The 22,280-nt window shown below is 43.4% G+C and carries 21 protein-coding genes; 6 read left to right on the plus strand and 15 right to left on the minus strand.

Annotated elements, in window-relative coordinates:
* Positions 1 to 5: 5 nt before the first annotated feature.
* Positions 6 to 1,310 carry a two-component system sensor histidine kinase EnvZ gene (gene envZ, locus BET10_RS13675; RefSeq protein ID WP_070986159.1) on the minus strand — a complete coding sequence of 435 codons (1,305 nt, stop codon included), beginning with the start codon at positions 1,308 to 1,310 and terminating at the stop codon, positions 6 to 8.
* Between the two features lie 9 nt (positions 1,311 to 1,319).
* Complete coding sequence (ompR, locus tag BET10_RS13680) at positions 1,320 to 2,039, minus strand: osmolarity response regulator transcription factor OmpR (protein WP_070986160.1); 720 nt, start codon at positions 2,037 to 2,039, stop codon at positions 1,320 to 1,322.
* Positions 2,040 to 2,224: 185 nt separating this feature from the next.
* Between ompR and greB the strand changes: the two genes are divergently transcribed.
* Complete coding sequence (gene greB, locus BET10_RS13685) at positions 2,225 to 2,698, plus strand: transcription elongation factor GreB (RefSeq protein WP_070986161.1); 474 nt, start codon at positions 2,225 to 2,227, stop codon at positions 2,696 to 2,698.
* A gap of 93 nt (positions 2,699 to 2,791) precedes the next feature.
* Positions 2,792 to 5,110, plus strand: a complete 2,319-nt coding sequence (locus BET10_RS13690) for a Tex family protein (protein WP_070986162.1) — start codon at positions 2,792 to 2,794, stop codon at positions 5,108 to 5,110.
* A gap of 43 nt (positions 5,111 to 5,153) precedes the next feature.
* On the opposite strand, the gene BET10_RS13695 is transcribed toward BET10_RS13690, so the two are convergent.
* The 3 genes from BET10_RS13695 to bioH all read right to left on the minus strand — a co-directional run bounded on the left by BET10_RS13695 (position 5,154) and on the right by bioH (position 7,235).
* Positions 5,154 to 6,071 carry a putative metalloprotease CJM1_0395 family protein gene (locus BET10_RS13695; RefSeq protein WP_070986163.1) on the minus strand — a complete coding sequence of 306 codons (918 nt, stop codon included), beginning with the start codon at positions 6,069 to 6,071 and terminating at the stop codon, positions 5,154 to 5,156.
* Between the two features lie 16 nt (positions 6,072 to 6,087).
* Positions 6,088 to 6,396, minus strand: coding sequence for a hypothetical protein (locus tag BET10_RS13700; protein WP_070986164.1), 309 nt, complete (start codon positions 6,394 to 6,396; stop codon positions 6,088 to 6,090).
* 101 nt (positions 6,397 to 6,497) lie between these two features.
* Positions 6,498 to 7,235, minus strand: a complete 738-nt coding sequence (bioH, locus tag BET10_RS13705; RefSeq protein ID WP_070986165.1) for a pimeloyl-ACP methyl ester esterase BioH — start codon at positions 7,233 to 7,235, stop codon at positions 6,498 to 6,500.
* A gap of 78 nt (positions 7,236 to 7,313) precedes the next feature.
* On the opposite strand from bioH, the gene BET10_RS13710 reads away from it, so the two are divergent.
* Entirely contained in the window at positions 7,314 to 7,982 is a 669-nt protein-coding gene (locus tag BET10_RS13710; RefSeq protein ID WP_170829159.1) for a ComF family protein, read from the plus strand.
* Here the strand turns inward: BET10_RS13710 and BET10_RS13715 are convergent.
* A complete protein-coding gene (locus BET10_RS13715; protein WP_070986167.1) occupies positions 7,968 to 10,499 on the minus strand; it encodes a M14 metallopeptidase family protein in 2,532 nt (843 codons plus the stop codon). The two genes, BET10_RS13710 and BET10_RS13715, sit on opposite strands and share 15 nt — an antisense overlap.
* A gap of 149 nt (positions 10,500 to 10,648) precedes the next feature.
* On the opposite strand from BET10_RS13715, the gene nfuA reads away from it, so the two are divergent.
* The gene (gene nfuA, locus BET10_RS13720; protein WP_070986168.1) at positions 10,649 to 11,224 is read left to right on the plus strand and encodes a Fe-S biogenesis protein NfuA; all 576 of its coding nucleotides are present in this window, start codon (positions 10,649 to 10,651) and stop codon (positions 11,222 to 11,224) included.
* A gap of 3 nt (positions 11,225 to 11,227) precedes the next feature.
* Complete coding sequence (locus BET10_RS13725; protein WP_070986169.1) at positions 11,228 to 11,503, plus strand: hypothetical protein; 276 nt, start codon at positions 11,228 to 11,230, stop codon at positions 11,501 to 11,503.
* On the opposite strand, the gene BET10_RS13730 is transcribed toward BET10_RS13725, so the two are convergent.
* On the minus strand, positions 11,448 to 12,779 hold the full coding sequence (locus BET10_RS13730; protein ID WP_170829160.1) for an MATE family efflux transporter: 1,332 nt from the start codon (positions 12,777 to 12,779) through the stop codon (positions 11,448 to 11,450). The two genes, BET10_RS13725 and BET10_RS13730, sit on opposite strands and share 56 nt — an antisense overlap.
* On the opposite strand from BET10_RS13730, the gene BET10_RS13735 reads away from it, so the two are divergent.
* The gene (locus BET10_RS13735) at positions 12,759 to 13,784 is read left to right on the plus strand and encodes a polysaccharide deacetylase family protein (RefSeq protein ID WP_070986170.1); all 1,026 of its coding nucleotides are present in this window, start codon (positions 12,759 to 12,761) and stop codon (positions 13,782 to 13,784) included. The two genes, BET10_RS13730 and BET10_RS13735, sit on opposite strands and share 21 nt — an antisense overlap.
* A 4-nt stretch (positions 13,785 to 13,788) precedes the next feature.
* Here BET10_RS13735 and BET10_RS13740 read toward each other — a convergent pair whose 3' ends face one another.
* The 8 genes from BET10_RS13740 to BET10_RS13775 form a co-directional block, all read right to left on the minus strand.
* Positions 13,789 to 14,823: a protein-glutamate methylesterase/protein-glutamine glutaminase gene (locus tag BET10_RS13740; RefSeq protein WP_070986171.1), complete on the minus strand. Its 1,035-nt coding sequence runs from the start codon at positions 14,821 to 14,823 to the stop codon at positions 13,789 to 13,791.
* An 8-nt stretch (positions 14,824 to 14,831) separates the two neighbouring features.
* Entirely contained in the window at positions 14,832 to 15,449 is a 618-nt protein-coding gene (gene cheD / locus BET10_RS13745; protein ID WP_070986172.1) for a chemoreceptor glutamine deamidase CheD, read from the minus strand.
* Positions 15,442 to 16,263 carry a CheR family methyltransferase gene (locus BET10_RS13750; RefSeq protein ID WP_070986173.1) on the minus strand — a complete coding sequence of 274 codons (822 nt, stop codon included), beginning with the start codon at positions 16,261 to 16,263 and terminating at the stop codon, positions 15,442 to 15,444. The genes cheD and BET10_RS13750 overlap by 8 nt, the downstream gene beginning before the upstream one ends.
* A 67-nt stretch (positions 16,264 to 16,330) precedes the next feature.
* Positions 16,331 to 18,994 (minus strand): methyl-accepting chemotaxis protein, encoded by a 2,664-nt coding sequence (locus BET10_RS13755; protein WP_070986174.1) that lies wholly within the window; start codon positions 18,992 to 18,994, stop codon positions 16,331 to 16,333.
* A 22-nt stretch (positions 18,995 to 19,016) separates the two neighbouring features.
* Complete coding sequence (locus BET10_RS13760; RefSeq protein WP_070986175.1) at positions 19,017 to 19,523, minus strand: chemotaxis protein CheW; 507 nt, start codon at positions 19,521 to 19,523, stop codon at positions 19,017 to 19,019.
* Entirely contained in the window at positions 19,523 to 21,598 is a 2,076-nt protein-coding gene (locus tag BET10_RS13765; protein WP_070986176.1) for a chemotaxis protein CheA, read from the minus strand. Before BET10_RS13765 ends, BET10_RS13760 begins: the two co-directional genes overlap by 1 nt.
* Positions 21,599 to 21,615: 17 nt before the next feature.
* Positions 21,616 to 21,978, minus strand: a complete 363-nt coding sequence (locus tag BET10_RS13770; RefSeq protein ID WP_070986177.1) for a response regulator — start codon at positions 21,976 to 21,978, stop codon at positions 21,616 to 21,618.
* Between the two features lie 9 nt (positions 21,979 to 21,987).
* Positions 21,988 to 22,260, minus strand: a complete 273-nt coding sequence (locus tag BET10_RS13775; RefSeq protein ID WP_070986178.1) for an STAS domain-containing protein — start codon at positions 22,258 to 22,260, stop codon at positions 21,988 to 21,990.
* Positions 22,261 to 22,280 lie beyond the last annotated feature (20 nt).

Consider the following 22,280-nt stretch of genomic DNA (forward strand, 5'->3'; position numbering starts at 1 on the left):
CCTTATTAATTCTTTGTGGTAGGCAGCACAACTTCAGCACTTAAACCGCCTTCGGCCCTGTTTCTTAAGCGAACTTTACCACCATGAGTGGTGACGATACGCTTGATGATTGCCAAGCCAAGGCCGCTGCCCTCACTGCCTCTTGCTTGGTCGCCTTGTTTGAACGGCTCAAACACATTTTCAAGCTCCGATTCTGGAATGCCGGGGCCCCTGTCCTTAACTTTTATAGTCACCTCCCTCTGGCGAGCATTGTAATGTGTACTTACATCTACCGCAGCTTCGGAATAACGAATAGCATTTTCTATCATGTTAGTAACCACGCGCTTGAGTGCTACAGTATTCATAACAACTGGTGGGATATTCTCAGCTTGGGCAAACCGAATCGTGCGTTTGTGCTTCTTTTCCGCCTGAACAACATCGTCAACCACTGCATTAATGTCTTCAGCGGCCATTTGTCCACTATGATGATGGCGAAGATATTCAATAAACTGGTCAATGATCGCATTCATATCCTCTATATCATCGATAATTCCTTCTTTTAGATAATCTTCTTCATCAGCCATCATTTCGGTGGCCAAGCGAATGCGAGTCAGCGGTGTACGTAAGTCATGGGAGACACCCGCCATAAGGAGCCGACGATCATTTTCTAATTGCGCTATCCCCTTTGACATTTGGTTAAATGCTCTCGTTACTTCTCGGACCTCTGTGGAGCCATCTTCGACTAAACGGGTGGAGAAGTCCCCAACACCCACACGGCCCGCTGCCGTTTGTAATGCCTTGAGAGGCCTATTTAAATGACGAGCGAACCACCAACCACCTAACACACTTAAAAAACCAATACTGGAGAGGTAAAACACCAAGAACTCCAACTTTGTTTCACTCAAACCCGTCAGCGGTACCCTAACCCAATAACCTGGAGCTTGTGGGGCTTCCACCCAATAAACTATTGGATCGCCTTGACTAATTCTCACCCTAGCGGAGCCATTCAATTGCTCAGACATACTCTTGGAAAGCAAACTATACTCTTTCGCTCTATCCAAACCATTAATATAGGCTTGGCGCTGAGTCATCACCTCTATCCCAGTGATTTCGAAGAACTTATTGGATAGTTCATCGTTAGTTTCAACCCCATCCTCCCAGTCGATAAACACCGTTTTAACCTGCTTAGCAAGCATCAAATTAACTTGTTCAAATGTAGGTTTAAACACATAAAGCGTGACGGTAATGTAGGACACTATCTGGTTTAAAAGTAGCAGGGCCCCGACAAAGAATACCGTTTGCCCGAAGGCACTTCTAGGAAATAGACTCATAGCCAATAACTATTTTTGACCATCAGGCACAAATACGTACCCTAAGCCCCATACTGTTTGTATGTAACGTGGGTTTGCAGCGTCCTCTTCAATCATACGGCGAAGCCTCGACACTTGAACATCGATACTACGTTCAAGCGCGCTATAATCTCGACCTCGAGCCAAATTCATTAATTTGTCTCGGCTAAGAGGTTCTCTTGGATGACTCACCAGCGCTTTTAAAACTGCAAATTCGCCGCTAGTCAAAGACAGCACTTCATCTGCCTTATGCATCTCACGTGTCGCCAAATTTAGCTTAAATATGCCAAATGCGACTTCATTCTCTTCTGCTGAAGGCGCACCTGGTACTTCTTTTGCGCGGCGACGCAATATGGCTTTAATGCGAGCAAGCAGCTCTCTTGGGTTGAATGGCTTTGGAATATAGTCATCTGCACCTAGCTCTAACCCTATGATGCGGTCTACTTCGTCTCCTTTAGCGGTCAACATAACGATGGGAATGTCATTTTCTTTTTGCCTTAATCGGCGGCAAATAGACAACCCATCCTCTCCAGGTAGCATGAGATCAAGGACCATTAAATGAAAATTTTCACGCTCCAATAGCCTATCCATTTGCTCACTATTTGCAGCAGTACGCACGATAAAGCCTTGTTCCACTAGGTAACGCTCTAAAAGGCTGCGTAAACGCATATCGTCATCAACAACCAACACTTTGGTAGTTTCATTTCCCATACTATGTTCTTCTTGTTATTAAACACATTGGCTTAATATAATTGAAAAATGTCTAACTAGACACCATACCATATAAGAACTTTTGTTACCGAACGTTACAAATTGAATAATGAGTGTCATTAGCTAATAGCTTGAGTACAATCCGAACTGTATTTTACGTTCACAAACCTGATAAATAGCAAAATATGAAAACCAACCTGATCACCCCTGAAGGCTATCGACAACTTCAACAAGAGCACGATCACCTATGGCATGAAAAACGGCCTGAAATAACGAAGATTGTTTCTTGGGCAGCCAGCTTAGGCGATCGCTCAGAAAATGCCGACTATACGTTTAACAAACGTTTGCTCAGACAAATAGACCGCCGTGTGCGCTACTTACGTAAACGACTACCTGACTTGCAAATTGTTGAGTATTCTCCACAGCAGGCCGGCAAAGTCTATTTTGGCGCTTGGGTTGAAATAGAGAATGAACAAGGTGACATCAAACGCTTCAGAATTGTCGGTCCTGACGAGATATACGAGCGCAAAGACTATATCTCCATCGATGCTCCGATGGCGCGTGCCTTACTCGGAAAGCAGGTAGATGATGAATTTAGTGTTCGAACTCCTGAGGGAGAAAAAACCTGGTTTGTAAACAGTATTGAATATTGTATCTAAGCTTCTTATTCAATGTGGCTATGGTATGATTTGACTTATTCACGCTGCGCCTGTTGGCCACGCGTATGTAACTGAACTTTATAAGGATTTTGCATGAGCAACATCTCGGCTCGTTTAGCACAAGAACTAAACGCCAAAGAGCAACAGGTTATCGCGGCAACCGCGTTACTTGACGAAGGAGCAACTGTCCCCTTTATTGCACGTTATCGTAAAGAGGTCACAGGTGGCCTTGACGATACTCAATTACGTTTACTTGAACAGCGCTTAAGCTATTTACGCGAGCTGGAAGAGCGTCGCAGTTTTATACTCAATACGATTGCTGAACAGGGTAAGTTAACGGACGCGCTAACAGCAGATATCAATGAAGCTCAGAGTAAAACAGAGCTGGAAGATCTCTACCTTCCCTATAAGCCCAAGCGCAGAACTAAAGGTCAAATCGCGATTGAAGCAGGCCTAGAGCCACTTGCCGATACATTGTTTGGCGATCACACGCTCGACCCAGAGCGTGAAGCTCAACAGTTTATAAATAAAGAGCTTGGCATAGATGATGCCAAAGCAGCACTTGATGGTGCAAAATTTATCCTAATGGAGCGATTTGCCGAAGATGCTAAACTGCTCGCTAAGTTTCGTCGTCACATAAAACAAAATGGACAACTTGAAGCTAAAGTCATCTCGGGTAAAGAAGAAGCTGGTAGCAAATACCGCGACTATTTTGAGCACAGCGAAAAGTTACTTAAAGTTCCGTCTCACAGAGCACTTGCCATGCTTAGGGCTCGTAATGAAGGCATACTTCAATTGGCGATCAATCCAGAGCCAGAGGTTGAAGACTCGCAACAGTTTTGTGCACAAATGATAGCTGATCATTATCAACTCAATGTAAGCAACGCTAACGCAAGTAAATGGCTTATGAGCGTTGTTCAATGGGCATGGAAAGTTAAGCTTGCTCTACACTTAGAAAATGAGTTTCTGGGTGCTTTACGGGAGAGTGCTGAAACAGATGCTATTGATGTTTTCGCAAAAAATCTAAAAGATTTACTTATGGCAGCGCCCGCTGGACCTCGTGTCACGATGGGTATTGATCCTGGCCTGCGTACGGGATGTAAGGTCGCTGTTGTGGATGCAACAGGAAAACTGTTAGCCACCAATACCATCTATCCCCATGCTCCACAAAACCATTGGGACAAGTCGTTACGTACTTTAGAACAGGTATGTCGTCAGCACAAAGTCGAACTCATCGCTATTGGTAATGGTACAGCTTCAAGAGAAACGGATAAGCTTGCCTCTGAACTACTGAAAAGCGCTTCTGAGTTGAAACTTAACAAGATCATGGTGAGTGAAGCTGGTGCATCGGTATATTCCGCGTCAGAATTCGCCGCCAATGAATTCCCAGATTTAGATGTATCACTGCGTGGTGCAGTCTCGATCGCACGTCGCTTGCAAGACCCGCTTGCAGAACTGGTAAAAATCGAGCCCAAATCAATTGGTGTTGGTCAATACCAGCACGACGTTTCACAAAGCCAATTGGGACTGAGCCTTACTTCTGTTGTTGAAGACTGTGTAAACTCGGTGGGTGTGGATGTTAATACCGCATCAGTCCCATTACTTACGCGAGTATCGGGATTAAATAAAACACTTGCGACTAACATCATAAAATATCGTGATGAACATGGTTCTTTCACCAATCGCAGTCAACTCAAAAAAGTTGAGCGTCTTGGGCCAAAAGCATTTGAACAAGCTGCTGGCTTTTTGCGGATAATAAACGGTAAAGATCCACTAGACAGTTCAGCTGTCCACCCTGAGGCTTACCCTGTCGTGAAGCAGATTTGTGAAACGAAACAGATTCCGGTTACAACCTTGATAGGTAATACAGAGTTGCTTAACTCTCTTGTTGCAAATGATTTTACTAGCGACAAGTTCGGCTTACCAACGGTAACTGACATTATCAAAGAGCTTGATAAACCAGGACGAGATCCGCGCCCTGAATTCAAAACAGCAACCTTTAAAGCAGGCGTTGAGACCATCAACGACTTGAAAGTTGGTATGATTTTAGAAGGCGTTGTCTCAAACGTTGCCAATTTCGGTGCTTTTGTTGATGTGGGCGTACATCAAGATGGCCTCGTTCATATCTCTGCTATCACCAATAAGTTTATCTCTGATCCAAGAGAAGTCGTTAAAGCTGGCGATATTGTAAAAGTAAAAGTGATCGAAGTGGATGCCTCTAGAAAACGGATCAGCTTTACTATGCGCTTGGATGATGACGTCCACAACACGCCAAAGAGTGTGCAGCAAAATACACTACAGAAAAAAGCACCACACACCAAGCCTGCCAACAAACCAAAGCCCAAGCGAGATGCAGGCAATGCAGCAATGGGTAATGCGTTTGCAGAGGCCTTTGCTAAGTTGAAAAAGTAAAAGAAAAAAGCCGTATCGCAAGATACGGCTTTTGGTTTAGAAGCTATACCCGAAGTGACAGCGAAGCTGGTGTATCGGGTGATGCTATATGTTGATAAAAGTCGTTAATTCTAAGCGCCCTTGCTTGTATCTGTGGGTCTCGTTCAATCGGTAACGCAACGGCATATGGATCCGCATCATCTTTGAGCGTTGCACTCTCGCGTTGAACTAAACGCTCCTCTTCATCTTCGTCTTTCAGACGTCGAGTTTGATAAGTACCTATGCTACTGGCTTGCTTCTTCTCACCATCGTCACCACTGATTTGCTGTTTCGCAAGTTCAGCCTGAGCTGAAGAGATCTTTTGCGTTGCGTCTGCTGCAATAGCTCTATCTGCACCCGATGGTTCCGCAGGGGCTAAGGCTGCAGCCCTTACCGTTTGCATCTTATCAATAGTTTGCGCCGGATCCCCTGGGATCTCAGCGACGTCGATCATGACCTCTCCACCAACGGCGTAATTGTTACCATCAGGGCCGCGTTGATACTCATAGCTTGGCGAACCTGCATACTGACCGCCCACCCTAGCATGTGCTTGCTCATGCAAGCGAACTTCTTGGTCTCTTGCTTTGAGCTCTTTAATTTCTTGCTGCTGTGCCTTTTCTTCGCTATCAGAGCGAGAATCCTGTTTCTGTTTCTCTTCCTCGTCACCCTGTTGCTGCTGACCTTGCTGCTGTCCTTGCTGCTCTTTCTCTTCTATGGTTTTGTTTTTGGCCAGTTGCCCATTATTTGTATATAAAGAGGAGTCGTCAGGCGAGCTTGCCCGAGTTTTATCTCCCTCATTCGCAGGCTTATTCTCTGTAAAACTAGCTGAAGTGGGAGGAGCTTTTGGGATTATTTCACGCAGCTGATTATCACGCTTAGCCGTTTCGGTATAAACGTTTGCTGTGTTGAGGTTCATCGCCGGTGGAGGCGTTACTATGTTCATAACATATACAGGACTACTAAACTTTAATATCTATCAAAGTACCTAATACTTCATCTGCTGTTCGAATTGTCTGTGTATTTGCCTTCGCGTTAAACTCTTCAACTTTCAAGTTTACTAATGCTTCATCAAGCTTGGCAGGCTGAGATACTGGTGCTGTAGTCGCTTCATCACTACTGGCAGCTTGTAACTGACGCTGCTGCGCCTGTTGCTCATCCGTCTGCGTTTGAACTGTCGCACGATTAATCTCAGCCGTGGCTCGTTCAACCCCTTGACTTGCTCGGTTGAAACCTTCCAGTCCCGTGTTTAACACATCACCTATAGGCATAAGTTACTCTCGACTCAAATACACATGGTTAATTATTGCGCAAAAATGAGTAAAAATAAAGTATGATTAAATAAAACTTTCCCCACCCTAAAGCGCTACTTTTAAAGTATTGATTTTAGGTAAGATATAAACTCTGCTCGGTGTGAAATAAAAGGTGCATGAGATGCCTTTGGCGCAATTTCATACTTAAAACTAGGGTTCAATTGCGCCATTTTGCTACATACTTTCTTAGGAACTAAGGCGTCCAAACGACCAAAAAAACCAAAAACGGGCTGTTGCAACTGGCTAAATGTCTGCCGTAAATCTTGAGTTTTGAGCATATCTAATCCAGCACTTAAAGCTTCTTCATGGGGTTGTGGATGTTTTTTTAGTAATATTCTAAGCTGCTTGATATCCTCTTTGGCATGTTCACTTCCCATTGCTTGAATTGCCAAAAATCTCTCTATCGTTTTGTTACTGTCTTGACTAAGCTGCTGCTTAAAATCATCCAACACATGCTCTTTTATACCAGCCCAATTCGTGCTTTCTACAAAATAAGGGGTAGAAGCTAACATAACTAGCTTTGATACTTTTTCTGGATAATGCTTTGCCAAATATAGTGCAACCAACCCCCCTAGTGACCAAGCAACGATCACACTGTTCGGCGCAATCTTTTTAGCCAAAGTACCTGCGACCGATGCCAAAGTATATTCTCCCTGCGGAAGGTCTGCGCCACCAAACCCTGGTAGATTTAAACAGTGAATGTCTCCGCTGTAATGAGTGCTAAGCTCTTCTATACACACCTGCCACACGGCTTTGTTCATTCCCCAACCATGTAAAAATACCAAGCTGTTTTGCATTTCTATACTTCCTAAACCAAACTTCGAGATATGATAACGTCTTAGCAAGATAAAGTAACGAAGGGACTCGGTATGATTATGGAGTGGTTATTTCCTTCCCAATGCGTTTGCTGCCAAACTTTTACATCTCGCCGAACGAAAATATGTGAATTTTGCCTTGATGACTTCCCATTTTTTGCACTCGAGCAAAGTAATTTATTATTGCGCCCTGACATCGCTCGACTTATGAACCTACCCCATTGCGATGGGCTAATAGCCTGTGGTTGGTATCAAGGCGCATTAAAAGTTTGGCTCAGTGATTATAAGTTTCATCGCAGAACACACCACAAAGCGATTTTGCAGCAATTAATTACCCACCAAATGCAGCGATTCTGTCAAACAAGTAACTTTTCACCCGATCTGTGCTTGATAATGCCACTCACCTATCGACGCTATTTTTGGCGAGGATACAATCAAGTTAGCCAAACTTGGAGGCCAGCATTAGAAAACATAGCTCCGATAAATAGCTGTTTAATGCGTGTAAAACAAACCAAGCCACAGAGCGAATTGAATCGAAGACAACGCCGTAACAATATCAAAGGCGCATTTTGTGTTACACAAAGTCTACGCGGGAAGAATGTAATAGTCGTTGATGATGTTATAACAACAGGCAGCACAATGGATGAGGCAGCACGAGCTTGCTTAGAAGCCGGTGCTGCCAAGGTTTGGGCGTTTGCAACCGCCTTAACGCCTTTATTCAGTAAGTAGGCCACCAAAGAATAGTGCGTTGGTGAGCACTCTGCTGGTGCCATACCAATATCCCCTAAATACGGGGTTATCTGTCATAGCGATTACAGAACCTCGACCAAAACGATGCGCTATGACACTGGCGTTGTTAGCAATCTTTTCAACATTTTCAGGGGCTGTATATCCCGCAAGTTGAGGGTTTTTTAGATAATATCCAACAGTAAGAAATGGCTGCTCTGTAGGCTTCAGTAGCCAAGTGCTATTTTTAAACACAGGTAACAACTCCCTTTGCAAACCAAAACTTAGCGGGTGAGAGAGGTCCATATGAGTCGCAAAAATCGCTCCCGCAATGCGCTGTTTTGCGGATAAATGGTCGCGATCTTTGTAACTTAGATTCTTAGTATCAAACTGTTCTGACATCTCCTGACGTGAGATGCTTTGTGCTTTAACTAGTTGATTATCAACCAACCATTTTGCGCCACGTTTGTGTCCCCAGATTACACCGCCGGCTTTCGTCCATTGCTTTAACTTACTTTTCAGCTGTTCAGTAAACTCTGAATAACTACCATCAACCAAGATGATGTGGCTATATTCGTCAAGCGAAATGTGAGATAAACGCCCTTGTTCGACAATACTAGGGGCTAGCTCGAGGTGTCTATCCAAGTGATACCACACTTCTCCTAGCTCATACTGACTTACTCCTTCGCCGCCAACGAGTAATACTTTTGGGGCCTGTACTGGACGCATAAATCGTGAGCCTAGATCAATTCCTTCGCTCGTCAGGCCACTTTGGATTGCTGCGATATCTATATCAAATTTGTTCTGTGCTTGATTTAATATCGTTAACCACTTTTCGTTATTTTGTAACCCCGCTGCAATGATCACACTGCCAGCTTTGAATTGGCTAATACCCTGAGTGGTTTTTGCACTAAACCCCTCCAGTGCAACACGTGCTTCTATACCATTTTTTAATAGGTAATTGAGCATTTTCGGCGCATTAAACTGCTGCCATGAAAAACCAAAAGCATAACCATCCACTAACTCGCTTTTGGGCTTGGTCGGCTGCTTTTGCCATGCGCGAGCATCAAGCTTTAATGAGCGCGTGCTTTTAATAGTCTCAAATGGCAGGTTGAAAGCATGAGGTAATGTCCATCCTGATACATCGTAGAATGTATTGTCTTTAAAGTTCTTTTGTTCAGAAAAGGCGGCCTTGATTAAACGATACTGAGGTTGTTCAAGGGGAATAAAAACATCCCCTACCTTATAAGTCTTATAGTCACTCTTTAGAGGATAAGCTTCAATTTGGTGTTGCTTTAGTAAGTACAGAAACTCAATCAACTTTTGCTCATCACCCTCTGCAGCCACGAGATAACCTGAATAATCTTCTTTTGCCGCGAGCTTTTTAGCCTCACCATAGAAGTTTTGCTGATAAGTCAATAATTGTGCTTTATGTTTCATCACACCTGCAAAAGTGGATAAGCTTGTGGTCAGTTGGTTTTTTATGGTTTGAGCAAAATGCAAAGTGCCATTAATAGTCTCCTGAACGTGTCCACGACTGCTCGCCTGTTCAAACAAAACTCCCACAGAACCGTTAATATCGGGGTAGGTTGACCCTTTACCGTAATAGAAGTCATCAAAACTTTCTTGAGTGAAATACAATTGCTGCTCATTATCCAGCGCGTTAGCATGGAAGCTTGCCAACATATTTGTGAGTTCGACATTGCCATCAGGGGTTAAAGGGTGTGTTCTAGATGGGATCCCAGGTTGGAAAAAGTAGCTGCTATTTGGGCCCATTTCATGGAAATCAGTGAGAACATTAGGCTTCCAATCGTGAAACTTAGCTATGCGGGCTTGTGACTCTGGATGTTGTAACAATAACCAATCGCGGTTTAAATCAAACAAATAATGATTAGTACGCCCCGAAGGCCATGCCTCAACATGCTCCCTATGCTGTGGATCAGCAGACAATGTCATCCCTCTATTGCTGTTAGCCCACTGTGCAAAGCGTGCTAGGCCGTCAGGGTTTAGAGAAGGGTCTAGAAGAATAACCGTGTTATCGAGTAACTTTTCAACCTCAGCTCCTTGAGCGGCTGCTAAATAATAGGCAACCAACATTGCCGCATTACTGCCTGAAGGTTCATTGCCATGAACACTGTAGCCCATCCATAATACTGCAGGTCCATTGTTATCTTTTGACGAATCTTTTAAGCGTGCCAAATGCTGCTTTCGTATATTTTCTATATTATCTAGCTGGGCTTTGTTAGAAATGGTTAGCAATATTAGCGGACGTTGTTCGTGGCTGTAACCGATAGTTTCAATGTTGATGCGTTCACTTTGCTGAGCCAATATGCTTAGGTACTGTACTAACTGGTCATGACGTACATGCCACTGACCCACCTCATAACCCAATACATCTCTGGGCTTAGCAATACTTGGGTCAAATGTGATTGAGTCTGAAAAATAATAATCAAGTGGCTTTGCTGTTACAAAGAACAAGCTTTGTATAAACAGTATTGCCAGAGCCAATGAGTAGCGCATAAACTTAAACCTTTTTCTTAATTGAATGGCTCCACGCTAGCAGGTGTTGCCAAGCCCTGCCAAATTTTTACGCTCAACACTGGCGACAATACGATGAGGGGAGTATCATAGGCATTAACCGAGTAATTTAGTCAAGTATAGTCAGAGTTATGATCACAATTTCAGAATCAGCCCAAACGCATTTTGCTAAACTGCTTTCAGATCAAGCTGAAGGCACCAACATTCGAGTATTTGTAGTAAACCCAGGTACCTCTCAAGCAGAGTGCGGTGTTTCATACTGCCCAGCTGACGCGGTGGAAGAAACTGATATTCGCTTACCATTCAATGGCTTCGATGCCGTAGTCGATCAAGAAAGTGCACCGTTTTTGGAAGATGCAGAAATTGACTTCGTCACCGATAAGATGGGTACCCAGTTAACCTTGAAAGCGCCGAATGCGAAAGCTAAAAAGCTAGGTGAAAATGCGACGCTACATGAGCAAGTTGAGCACATGCTTACAACCGAGGTTAATCCTCAATTGGCAAACCATGGTGGCCAAGTGAGCTTGGTAGAAATCACCGCTGATGGTATTGCTGTCGTACAGTTTGGCGGTGGTTGTAACGGGTGCTCCATGATCGATGTGACCCTCAAAGAGGGCATTGAAAAGGAAATGATCGCCAAGTTTGATGAGATCACCGGTGTGAGGGATATCACAGAGCACCAAGCTGGCGAGCACTCATACTACTAAACCATGCTTAAGCAGCTCATTTATCGTTTAGGGCAACAACCCAAAGTTAGCCTCAAACGCTTTTTAATAGGCATCGCTTTGTTTGGCTGCGCACTTGCAGCCATTGCCTATGGTTATTACTTCCAGCCCGTAGTGCAAATTGTTGGCCTGATAATTCTTGGCCCTGCAATGTTTTTTGCACTTTGGGGTTATCTGGGTATTTTTGCCAATCGCTTCGCTCAGATTATTGTAACAATGTACCCTGACGACAAAGTTGAGAATAACGATAAAGCAAAGTAGCGCCCCTCAGAGCCATAAAGCAGCTCATAGCGAACCATAGCCCATGATTTTGCCATGATACCGTTAACGCAAAAGGTAGAAAGAAGCCAAAGGCTGCCGAGAACAACATACTATTGCGCATTGCCTTGGCCCTCGTTAAACCAACAAATACACCATCAAAGATAAAACATCCCATCGCAATAAGCGGTAAAAGGGTTAACCAAGGTAAATACTCCTGTGCATGTGCCACGACCTCTGGTATGTCCGTAAGTAACTGGATTAGCTTTCTGCCCAAAGTAGCAAAAAACAAAGCATATAAAAGCGCGAATATGCTTCCCCAAAACACGCTAATACGTACCCAAAGCCGCAGCTCGCTCATGTTTTTCTGCCCTTTTGCATGCCCGACTTTGGCTTCAGCAGCATAAGCTATCCCATCCAACGCAAAGCTTACAAGCATTAAGAAGTTTAGTAACACAGCATTGGCAGCAAGCGTTGTTTCTCCCAAACGTGCACCATAAAATGTCATAAAACTAAAACACAGTTGGAGTAGCAAAGAACGTATAAAAATATCTCTATTGAGGCTCAATAATTGCTTTGTCTGTGTAAGCGTTGGCAATGTCCAACACCAAGCAATCTGGTGCTTGACAAATAATTTTTGCACCAGAAATATCGCCAAGCCCAAAGCACTGTAATCAGCTATTAAAGAAGCCCAAGCAGCCCCAGCGACACCCCATTCAAATACAACCACGAACAAGATATCCAAAATAATATTGACCACATTGGTAAACAGCACTAGGTAAAACGGCCCTTTCCCGAAGTGCATTCCCAACATAAAACCCAATAATACTAAATTACACAATGCTGCTGGCGCGCTGTAAATTCTTATTGAAAAGTATAACTGTGCTTGATGGACAACCTGCTCAGTTGCACCTGACAGCTTAGCAATCGCTGCCATCAATAATGGCTGTAATAAAACTAGAGTAATCGCAAAAGTCATAGCCAAAATAATACTGCTTTGAAAGAGCATTCTGAGCCTGTTAGTATCTTTTGAACCCAGAGCTTGTGCGATGACTCCGGTGGTACTCATTCTCAAAAAGCTGGCAAGCCAGAATAGTACCGCTATGCTGCTCGCACCCAGCGCAATTCCAGCAAGATAATGCGCCGATGATAAATGACCAATAACAGCGGTATCAACCAAACCTAGCAGGGGCACAGAAATGTTTGATAAAATCATTGGCCCTGCCAAAAACAACAAACTCAGGTGGTAAGATTTATAATGGCTAAAAAAATTCTTCATTTATTGTCCGCGTTGCTATTGATAAATATGAAATGCGTTTCAGCGGCGGTGATCTTACAGTATCACCATGTGAGCGAAAAGCTGCCAGCTGTTACCTCTTTGAGTGCTGAGCAGTTTAGGGCCCATTTAAATTACCTAAAAGAGTCACAGTTCAAGGTATTACCGTTGGATGAACTGCTTGAATCGCTGCGTAAAGGCGACACATTACCAACAAAAGCCGTTGCCATCACCTTTGATGACGGATATGACAATAATATCGAGCAGGCCGCGCCGATTTTGGAAGAGTTTAACTTCCCCTACACGATTTTCGTAAACCCAAAACTGATCGATGAGCAGCAAAGCTATGTTATGACTTGGTCACAATTACGGCAACTCGCATCTCAAGGAGCGCTCATCGCCAATCACAGCGCCAAGCACGACTATTTACATAAACGTCTGCAAGGTGAAAACCTAGAGCAATGGAAAGTAAGGATTAGCCACGACATTTCTTGGTCAGAACAACGCATCAAAGAAGAGGTTGGTCACAATGCAAAGTTACTGGCTTACCCATATGGGGAATTTAATCATGACTTAAAGGAACTAGTTACATCTCTTGGATTTATTGGCATAGGGCAGCACTCTGGTGCGGTAGGTGTAGATTCAGACTTCACGCGCCTCCCTCGCTTTCCCGCATCTGGAGTATACAGTGACCTCAACACACTTAAGGTAAAACTAAATTCTAAACCTTTCGCCATCGCTGATCTAAATTATGCGGATTCGGTGACTGACAATCAACAACCCACGTTAGTCATTAACTTTAAAGAGGTTAACTTCAACCCCAAACAGTTTACCTGTTATATATCGGGGCAAGGGAAAGGGAATGTTGAATGGTTAGATGACAAGCAAGTAAGCGTCGAGGCGGTAAAAGCCTTACCAAAAGGACGTTCACGATATAATTGCACTGCGCCAGCAGCCGGAGAATCAGGACAGTTCTTTTGGTTCTCTCAGCCCTGGGTGATTAACTGACCAGCTATTTTTTACAGGCATTTAGTAACGCGCGTGTTACCTCATGAAGCGGGGCTATGAGTTTCACAGCATTCAACTCCACCGCTGCTTTGGGCATTCCCCAAACAACCGATGTGGCTTCATCCTGAGCGACGGTAAAGGCTCCAGCTTGAGCTAAGCGTAACATAGCTTTGGCGCCGTCACTCCCCATGCCTGTCAGTAGTGCTGCGTATACAGATTTACCAAAAGGCACGAGCGAATCAAACAACACATCGACAGCAGGCTTGTGTCGGTTAACAAGCTCAGTGTCTTCAAGTTCACATAACAGCTTTCCAGATTTATTAACGACTTTTAAATGCTTATCGCCCGGTGCGATAAATACGTGTCCAGCCAATAGCTGATCTCCCGTTTCAGCTTCTTTCACCTTCACGGAGCAGCAACGGTCCATCCTCAAAGCAAAAGATGTACTAAAAATAGGTGGTATGTGTTGCGTTACAACTACTGGTGGCGAATTGACAGGCAAGCGGATTAAGACCTCTTTGATCGCCTCAGTTCCACCCGTAGAAGCGCCAATAGCCAAAATTGCATCGCTCTTAAACTGCATACGAATATTCTCACTTTTTGGAGAATCTGTATGGCTTGCTTGCACCTTGTACGAACGAACCCGAGCTTGGGCAGCAACCCTCACTTTTTCATGTACAGCTTGAGTATAACTCTTAAGTTGCGACACCGCATTTACGGCAGGTTTAGTGATAAAATCAACCGCACCAATTTCTAGCGCTTCCAATGTCGCAGGTGATCCCTGTTTTGTTAGAGTGGAGATCATCACCACAGGCATAGGTCTAAGGCGCATTAAATTACGTAGGAAGCTAATACCGTCCATTTTGGGCATTTCAACATCCAACGTTAGCACGTCGGGGTGAAGCGATTTTATCATCTCTCTGGCTTGATATGGATCCGCTGCAGCTCCAATCACTTTAATATCAGGCGCCTGATTGAGGATCTCAGTTAACAACCCACGAATAAGTGGAGAGTCATCAACAATCAATACTGTGATCATACCTACCTCTAAAACAGCTCAATATCAGTACTGGCATCTTGAGATTCAATGTCATGAAGGTAACGTACCTCCCGTTTTTCAATAGTATCATTGTGCATTTCTCTGAGCTTTTTGACTTGTGCTTTACCTGTTTGTGGATGAAATAATACCTTTCTGGGCCAAGGTCCACCAACATCATGAGACACAAGTTGCAACCCTTCCTCTTGTACATACGCATTAGCAAAGCGAATATTACCAACACCAATATCTGTCATGGCACGGATAATTTTACCGCCACCAAACAACTTAACTTTCAAATTACTTCGTGAGGCACCATTTTTAATTACTTCATTAATCAAAAACTCCATTGCCCAATTCCCGTAACGACAGTTTAAATCATCAGCATGAATATCTTTAATGTCTTTAGCTCCTGGCAGCATAAAGTGATTCATTCCACCAATGCCTCGAGCATCGTCGTAAATACATGCAGCGATACAAGAGCCCAATACCGTGGAAATATATTCATCATTCCTCGATACGTAAAATTCACCGGGTAAGACTTTAGCGATTACAGCTGAGCGCCCTGAGTCCCAGAAACGCTTTACGTGCTCGAAGCCGCTTAATACTGGTCCCATATGACTATTCATGATCCGCCTTTTGGTACATAGTCTTACCTAAATTGATAAATTCAATGTGTTCTTTTCCCATCGTTTCGGAATGACCAATAAATAGGTGCCCCTTGGGTGCAAGTAACTGATGATAACCGGCAAACAATTGATCCTTAGTCTCTTTGTCGAAGTAAATCAGTACATTCCTACAGAAAATAAGGTCAAACGGCCCTTTCATTGGCCAACTCTCCAATAAGTTCAGTCGCTTAAAAGAGATAAGCTCTTGTAGAGCAGGCTTTATTTTATAAGATTCTCCATCAGAACTTTTTAAAAACCACTTTTTTAGCTCAGAGCCGTCTACCCCCGTAATACTGCGGGCACTATAGACACCAGCTTGTGCTTTTGATAGTACATTTGAGTCCAAATCGGTGGCTAATATTTTTACATCCCAGCCAGAAGGAAAGCGGCCGAGAATCGTCATTGCGATACTGTATGGTTCCTCCCCCGTTGAGCAACCAGCCGACCAAATCCTCACTCTCTTAGATGCACTATTGCGCTCTAAAATAGCTGGAATAATAACTGTCGATAAATAGTCAAAATGGTGCTTTTCTCGAAAGAAAGACGTCAAGTTAGTCGTAATAGCGTTTATGAAATTACTAAACTCTCCACCATTATTGTTATCTACCAATTCAATATATTGCTTGAATGAGGTGAGGTCACAAGCTCTGATCCTTCGCGCAATTCGCGAATAAACCATTTCTTTCTTGTGCGGTCCAAGAACAATACCACAAGCTTTATACACACGTTTAGACAGCCCATCAAAGTCCTCATCCGTAAAGGTAAACTCTCGCATGTTTCCACCTTGCACAAAATTCTCTTAACGAGGGCCAGAACTGCTGACCCTGTGTTTTAACATCGGACTAAAACTCCTCCCATTCCTCAGAACTATCAGAGAACTTATTGCCCACTGGCATAGCCTTCACATCTTGTTTAGCGTTGCTAATCTGTGCTTTTGGGGCTGCACTTATGGATGAAGCAGCCATTGACGACTGTGGCGGTAACATTGAGTGAGCTGCATTATCTATAGTAAAGAAGTGTAATAGCTTACGCATATCATTGGCTTGCTCGGCCATTGACTCTCCTGCTGCGGATGCTTCTTCTACTAACGCTGCGTTTTGCTGCGTCATTTCATCCATTTGAGCAACAGCTTTATTTACCTGTTCAATACCTGAACTTTGTTCAACTGATGCCTCAGCAATATCTGAAATCATTTCTGTAACACGCTTCACAGAAGCGACTATATCCTTCAAGGTCGCACCGGATTCATTGACCAATAGCGTACCGTCTTCAACTTTGCCAACACTGTCTCGGATCAAATCTTTAATCTCTTTTGCAGCTCCCGCAGAACGCTGCGCCAAGTTTCTTACTTCACCCGCAACCACAGCAAACCCCCGACCTTGTTCTCCTGCTCGCGCCGCTTCCACAGCAGCATTGAGCGCCAATAAATTAGTTTGGAAAGCGATTTCATCGATAACACCAATGATGTCTGCGATTTTCTTACTGGACTCGTTTATGGCTGACATACTTTCAACAGCTCTACTCACTACTTCGCCACCTTGAATGGCCTTATCGCAGGTTTCTTCAGCAAGCCCATTCGCCACTTTTGCGTTATCTGCATTTTGCTTCACCGTACTGGTCATTTGCTCCATGCTTGAAGCCGTTTCTTCCAGTGAAGAAGCTTGTTCTTCTGTACGCTGACTTAAATCAGCATTACCTTGTGAAATTTCCTCTGCTCCGCTTGCGACAAGTGACGCCGAAGAACTGATCTTATTGATTACTTCTGTGAGCTTGTCCGCGGTACTATTTGCATCCCTTTTTAACTTCTCAAATGCCCCTTGATACTCACCTGTTATTCTACGAGTTAAGTTACCATTAGCCAAAGCATCTAGCATTTGAGCTGTATCAGATACGGCATCATCCACAATGCTAACCAACTGATTTAGTCCCTTCGTTAAACGTAAATAGAAGCCTTCTTTTCCTTCCTCTTCAATGCGAACACCTAGATTCCCCGTACCTGCTGAGGCCACTAGATCGTTCACTTCTTTTTCAATCGCAACTTCCTTAGTTCTATCATCCCACTCAACAACTGTACCAATACGCTCTCCTTCAGCACTGAGTATAGGGTTCGCCACTAGTCCAAAAGTTCTCCCACCGACAACAATTTCTGTACTATAGGAAGATGTTAGCTTGGCTAGCATACCTCGTTGATGTGCTGGGTTTTTGTGAAATAGGTCTATGTTTGAGCCAATTAGACTATTTGCATCAAACTGCGGCAAGTCTTTACGGATATCACTTTCAGCGTTGCGCATCATTGCTAATACGGCTTCATTCATATACACAATGTCATGTTCGTGATTTGCAATCATGGTATTTGTAGCGACATTATCGAGTGCTCGTTTAACTCTAAGGTTCTCATAAGCAGTCTCTCGCGCCTGTTGCTCTTTGATAAGTCTTGCAGTTTTATCTTCCCACTCCACAACGGTACCAAGGCGATTATTTTCATCATCGAACACGGGAGTAGCGATAAGTCCAAACGTAAAGCCTGCAACTTCGATATCGGTCTTGTATGTATCTGTTAAACCATCCAACATTTTACGCTGATGGCTTGGGTTAGCATGAAACACATCGATACATTCGCCGATAAGGTTTTTGGCATCAAAATTAGGTAAAGACTGGCGAAGCTGCGCTTGATTATCACTGAGCATTTCCAATACTGAGTGATTGGCATAAACAATATTACAGTCCGCATCAGCGAGCATGACGTTTGCCTGACATACATCCAATGCGCTAGTGATCCTTGCATTGTGAGCAGCAAGTGTTGCTTGCTTCTGTTCAAAGGCAAGTTTTTCAGTCACGTCTTTCCACTCTACCAATGTGGCAATACGTTCGTTTTCAGAGTTAAATACTGGTGTTGCAATCAAGTCAAACGTCAAACCCGCAACATTTATTTGCGTGGTATACACGCGGTTAAGTGTCGCCAAAATACTTCTTTGATGAGCAGGGTTATGGTGAAACTCGTCGATATTGGTTCCAACCAAGCTGTCGACATTAAACTGAGGCAAGCTCTCTCGCAGCTTACTCTCATTTGCCTTAAGCATTTTTCTAACAGATTCATTCAAGTAGGTAATATTTAAGTTTGTATCTGCAATCATTATATTGGCTTGGCAAGTGTGTAGGGCATTAAGCAAACTTTCGATGTGATCTTTATCCTCACTAGGACCCGCTTCCACAGTATGAATACGAGTCAGCTCAGGTAAGGCACTCAAATCTAACCGTGACATCATATCTGGCTCTGTGAGTTGTAAGTATGGTAAAGCCGCATTTAAACATGCAAGTTTACTTGTAGCAGTATCAAGTACTCGCTTTAAATACAGCACGGCGACCAACACTGCAACAACAGGAAAACTGATAATTAAGCCATTTTCAGCGTTAATCGTTACGCCTAAAAATTGAAAAGCACCGATGATGACGGCCACCAGCACTACCCCAACGATTAACAACTTATTATTGATATCACTTTGCATGCTTTCACCTTTTCCGTTATTCCTAACTTTGCGCTACTTGTTTTGAGTTCAGGTCTAATACTTTTGCTAAGTTAAGCAATACAACCATTTTTTCACCCACATTAACGAGTCCGTGTACGTATTGTCCGTTATCTGAATCTTGAAAATCCGGTACATCTTTTGCTTTTTCCTGCGAAATGCTATACACATCTGACACAGCATCTACTACCAGCCCCATCACCTTTTGTTGCTCCCTTATTTGCACTGAAACAACAATAACTACCGTCAAAGGACCATAGCTAATACTCGGTATTCCGAACCTCAATCTTAAATCTATAATTGGTACGATTGTGCCACGTAAATTTATTGCTCCCTTTACAAAATCAGGGGCATTTGGGATGGCTGTTACATCTTCCCAACCACGAATTTCCTGAACGGCTAAAATATCCAAACCATACTCTTCATCAGCCATCATGAATGTTAAATATTGATTCTCATCTTGCTGTTTTCTCAAGTTTAGCTGATGATTTAAATCCTTTTGCTCACTCATTAAGCCACCTCAGTTCCATGTTGTTCCACTAGCAACTCTTGTGAACCTGGACGCTTTAACCCACTTAGTTTTATCAAGCCAGATATATCAACTATCAATGAAACTCGGCCATCTCCTAATATTGTGGCCCCCGAAATACCATCGACTTTTTGATAATTAGCTTCAAGGCTCTTAATCACAACCTGTTGCTGTGCCAGCAAATCATCTACCAATAAGCCCACTTTGTGATTATCACTTTCCACAACTACCAACAATGTTTTATCAAGCTCTTCAATCGCGCCTTGATGATCAAAGATGTCATATAAACGTAAGATCGGAATATACTCATCTCTGAGCCGAAGCACGTCGAGATCTTTACCTACTCGACTCACTTTACTGATGTCTATTTGTAGCGATTCAACGATCGATATGAGTGGAATGATGTATGTGTGTTGTGCAACTTGGACAAGCTGACCATCTAGGATAGCCAATGTTAGCGGTAAACGAATAGTGAAAGTTGAACCAACACCAGGAGCTGATGACACCTCAACGGAGCCGTTCAAAGCTTGAATGTTTCGCCTGACAACATCCATACCCACACCTCTTCCTGAGATATCGCTCACTTCATCTGCTGTTGAAAAACCTGGCATAAATATCAATTCATTGACTTCATCGCTGCTAAGTTCTTCGTGTGCTTGAATAAGCCCATTGTCAATCGCTTTTTGGCGAATTCTCTCGGTGTTCAAACCCTGACCATCATCCATAATTTCGATCACAATATTGCCTCCCTGATGAAACGCATTGAGCGTTACAGTGCCAACAGGGTCTTTTCCTGCCGCTATCCGCCGTTCGGGGATCTCCAAACCATGATCTAAAGAGTTACGAACTAAATGCACCATGGGATCAGATATTTTCTCCATTACAGTTTTATCTAGCTCGGTTTGCTCTCCAAGTAACTTTAATTCCACCTGCTTGTTTAGCTTTTGAGAAATATCTCTCACTAGACGGGGAAACCGGCTGAATACAAAGCTAATTGGCAGCATCCTGATCCGCATTACATTTTCTTGTAAATCTCGAGTGTTATGCGCCAGCTGTGCTAGCCCTTCTTGTAAAGCTGTGATTGTCGACTCAGTGATTTCCTGCTCTCCAATCTGGCTCAACATAGCTTGAGTGATCACTAACTCGCCCACCATGTTGATCAACGAATCAACTTTGTCGATACCGACACGGATCGAATTAGATGTAGAAGAGTCGGTACTCTTTTTACTCTCAACCTTTTTTGCGAGTTCTTTGTTACCCGCAGGTGATACTAGCGCTTGAGTTGCTGTTTTTTGTACTGATAGCGGCTCATTTTCTTCAGATAGTGCTGCTGCATCTTCAAAAATCCCACCACACACATTTATCGTAATTTCGGCATCATCTTCAACCCACTCAAATATCTCCTCAATGGCGCTTTGTTCTTTATCAGTTGTTAAAAAAAATCGCCAACTTAAAAAACACTCATCAGGATGCAATTGATGAATATCTGGAACGGCATCGTAAAAGGCTTGTGTTTCAATCTCGCCAAGCTCACCAAGCTCACTTATCATAAACAGTGGCTCATTACCCGTTTTAAACAGGTGTGGCTTAGGTTTGAAGTCGATTTGATATGTATTTTTAGCTACTTCTGTGACAGCGTCCGATGAGCCAGTAGGTTCAGCAGTACTTTCCATACCGAGAATCGCTTCAAACTTACCCCGCAGTTCATTTGCTTCTTCGAGATCAGGGGTTTCTTCAGCTTGTAGCGCCCTAAGCAGTGTGCGTAAGCAGTCCACTGATTTGAGTAATAAATTTACATACTCAGTAGTCAACTCACGCTGACCATCACGGATTTGATCTAAAAGGGTTTCAAGTACATGAGTAAAGTCAGAAACAGACGTGAAGCCAAAAGTGCCACTGCCCCCTTTAATAGAATGAGCAGCCCTAAAAATGGTATTGATTGTCTCTTTATCTTCAGTGCCTGGTTCTATATTTACCAGCTCGGACTCCATGGCGTCCAAACCTTCAAAACTCTCTTCAAAAAATACTTCAAAAAACTGGCTCAGATCGATGCTCATAAACCCAGCTCCTCAGATTAGCGAATTACTTTTTTTAACACCGCTAATAACTGCTCGGGATTAAACGGCTTTACTATCCAACCTGTCGCGCCTGCTGCTTTACCCTCTGTTTTTTTATCCAAACCTGATTCAGTAGTCAGCATTAATAAAGGCGTAAATTTATAGTTAGGTAAATTGCGTAGCTCTCTAATCAACGTGATACCATCCATGATCGGCATGTTCACATCTGAGATCACGGCATCAAAGCCCTGTTGTTTTGCAATACTGAGTGCTTCACTACCATCGCGTGCTTCTGTTACATCAAACCCTGCTTTCTTAAGCGTAAAGCCAACCATTTGTCTCATTGATGCTGAATCATCTACTGCCAAAATTTTCTTCATACCAACCCCTTAATTTGTACCATTCAAAGCTAAAAAATCCGTTAAACCAAGTTCTTCCACAGCGTGGGAAAGAGCTTGGCTCTGCCCATACCATATTATCTTGTGGCTGACTGTAAAAAGGTGCTTTTGCAACGAACAAAGCAACTGGATTGATGCTGTATCTATACGGCTTACTTCAGATACATCGACACATACATCCTGATCAGTCTCTAGCTCTTGAAGCAAATGCTGATGCAGCTCTTCGACCTGACTAACAGCTAATTCTGAAGGAAGTTTTAACATGCGTGGACACAGTTCTGATT

The organism is Pseudoalteromonas amylolytica (genome assembly GCF_001854605.1).
Taxonomy (GTDB): Bacteria; Pseudomonadota; Gammaproteobacteria; order Enterobacterales; family Alteromonadaceae; genus Pseudoalteromonas; species Pseudoalteromonas amylolytica.

What these genes read in the sequence shown, in the direction of transcription:
- bioH (WP_070986165.1), bottom strand. Translation starts at nt 7,235, where the DNA reads ATGCAAAACAGCTTGGTATTTTTACATGGTTGGGGAATGAACAAAGCC.
- BET10_RS13775 (WP_070986178.1), bottom strand. Translation starts at nt 22,260, where the DNA reads ATGTTAAAACTTCCTTCAGAATTAGCTGTTAGTCAGGTCGAAGAGCTG.
- BET10_RS13690 (WP_070986162.1), top strand. Translation starts at nt 2,792, where the DNA reads ATGAGCAACATCTCGGCTCGTTTAGCACAAGAACTAAACGCCAAAGAG.
- BET10_RS13750 (WP_070986173.1), bottom strand. Translation starts at nt 16,263, where the DNA reads ATGCGAGAGTTTACCTTTACGGATGAGGACTTTGATGGGCTGTCTAAA.
- cheD (WP_070986172.1), bottom strand. Translation starts at nt 15,449, where the DNA reads ATGAATAGTCATATGGGACCAGTATTAAGCGGCTTCGAGCACGTAAAG.
- BET10_RS13755 (WP_070986174.1), bottom strand. Translation starts at nt 18,994, where the DNA reads ATGCAAAGTGATATCAATAATAAGTTGTTAATCGTTGGGGTAGTGCTG.
- BET10_RS13760 (WP_070986175.1), bottom strand. Translation starts at nt 19,523, where the DNA reads ATGAGTGAGCAAAAGGATTTAAATCATCAGCTAAACTTGAGAAAACAG.
- BET10_RS13740 (WP_070986171.1), bottom strand. Translation starts at nt 14,823, where the DNA reads ATGATCACAGTATTGATTGTTGATGACTCTCCACTTATTCGTGGGTTG.
- greB (WP_070986161.1), top strand. Translation starts at nt 2,225, where the DNA reads ATGAAAACCAACCTGATCACCCCTGAAGGCTATCGACAACTTCAACAA.
- BET10_RS13765 (WP_070986176.1), bottom strand. Translation starts at nt 21,598, where the DNA reads ATGAGCATCGATCTGAGCCAGTTTTTTGAAGTATTTTTTGAAGAGAGT.
- BET10_RS13725 (WP_070986169.1), top strand. Translation starts at nt 11,228, where the DNA reads ATGCTTAAGCAGCTCATTTATCGTTTAGGGCAACAACCCAAAGTTAGC.
- BET10_RS13730 (WP_170829160.1), bottom strand. Translation starts at nt 12,779, where the DNA reads ATGAAGAATTTTTTTAGCCATTATAAATCTTACCACCTGAGTTTGTTG.
- envZ (WP_070986159.1), bottom strand. Translation starts at nt 1,310, where the DNA reads ATGAGTCTATTTCCTAGAAGTGCCTTCGGGCAAACGGTATTCTTTGTC.
- BET10_RS13715 (WP_070986167.1), bottom strand. Translation starts at nt 10,499, where the DNA reads ATGCGCTACTCATTGGCTCTGGCAATACTGTTTATACAAAGCTTGTTC.
- BET10_RS13770 (WP_070986177.1), bottom strand. Translation starts at nt 21,978, where the DNA reads ATGAAGAAAATTTTGGCAGTAGATGATTCAGCATCAATGAGACAAATG.
- BET10_RS13735 (WP_070986170.1), top strand. Translation starts at nt 12,759, where the DNA reads ATGGCTAAAAAAATTCTTCATTTATTGTCCGCGTTGCTATTGATAAAT.
- nfuA (WP_070986168.1), top strand. Translation starts at nt 10,649, where the DNA reads ATGATCACAATTTCAGAATCAGCCCAAACGCATTTTGCTAAACTGCTT.
- BET10_RS13695 (WP_070986163.1), bottom strand. Translation starts at nt 6,071, where the DNA reads ATGAACATAGTAACGCCTCCACCGGCGATGAACCTCAACACAGCAAAC.
- BET10_RS13710 (WP_170829159.1), top strand. Translation starts at nt 7,314, where the DNA reads ATGGAGTGGTTATTTCCTTCCCAATGCGTTTGCTGCCAAACTTTTACA.
- BET10_RS13700 (WP_070986164.1), bottom strand. Translation starts at nt 6,396, where the DNA reads ATGCCTATAGGTGATGTGTTAAACACGGGACTGGAAGGTTTCAACCGA.
- ompR (WP_070986160.1), bottom strand. Translation starts at nt 2,039, where the DNA reads ATGGGAAATGAAACTACCAAAGTGTTGGTTGTTGATGACGATATGCGT.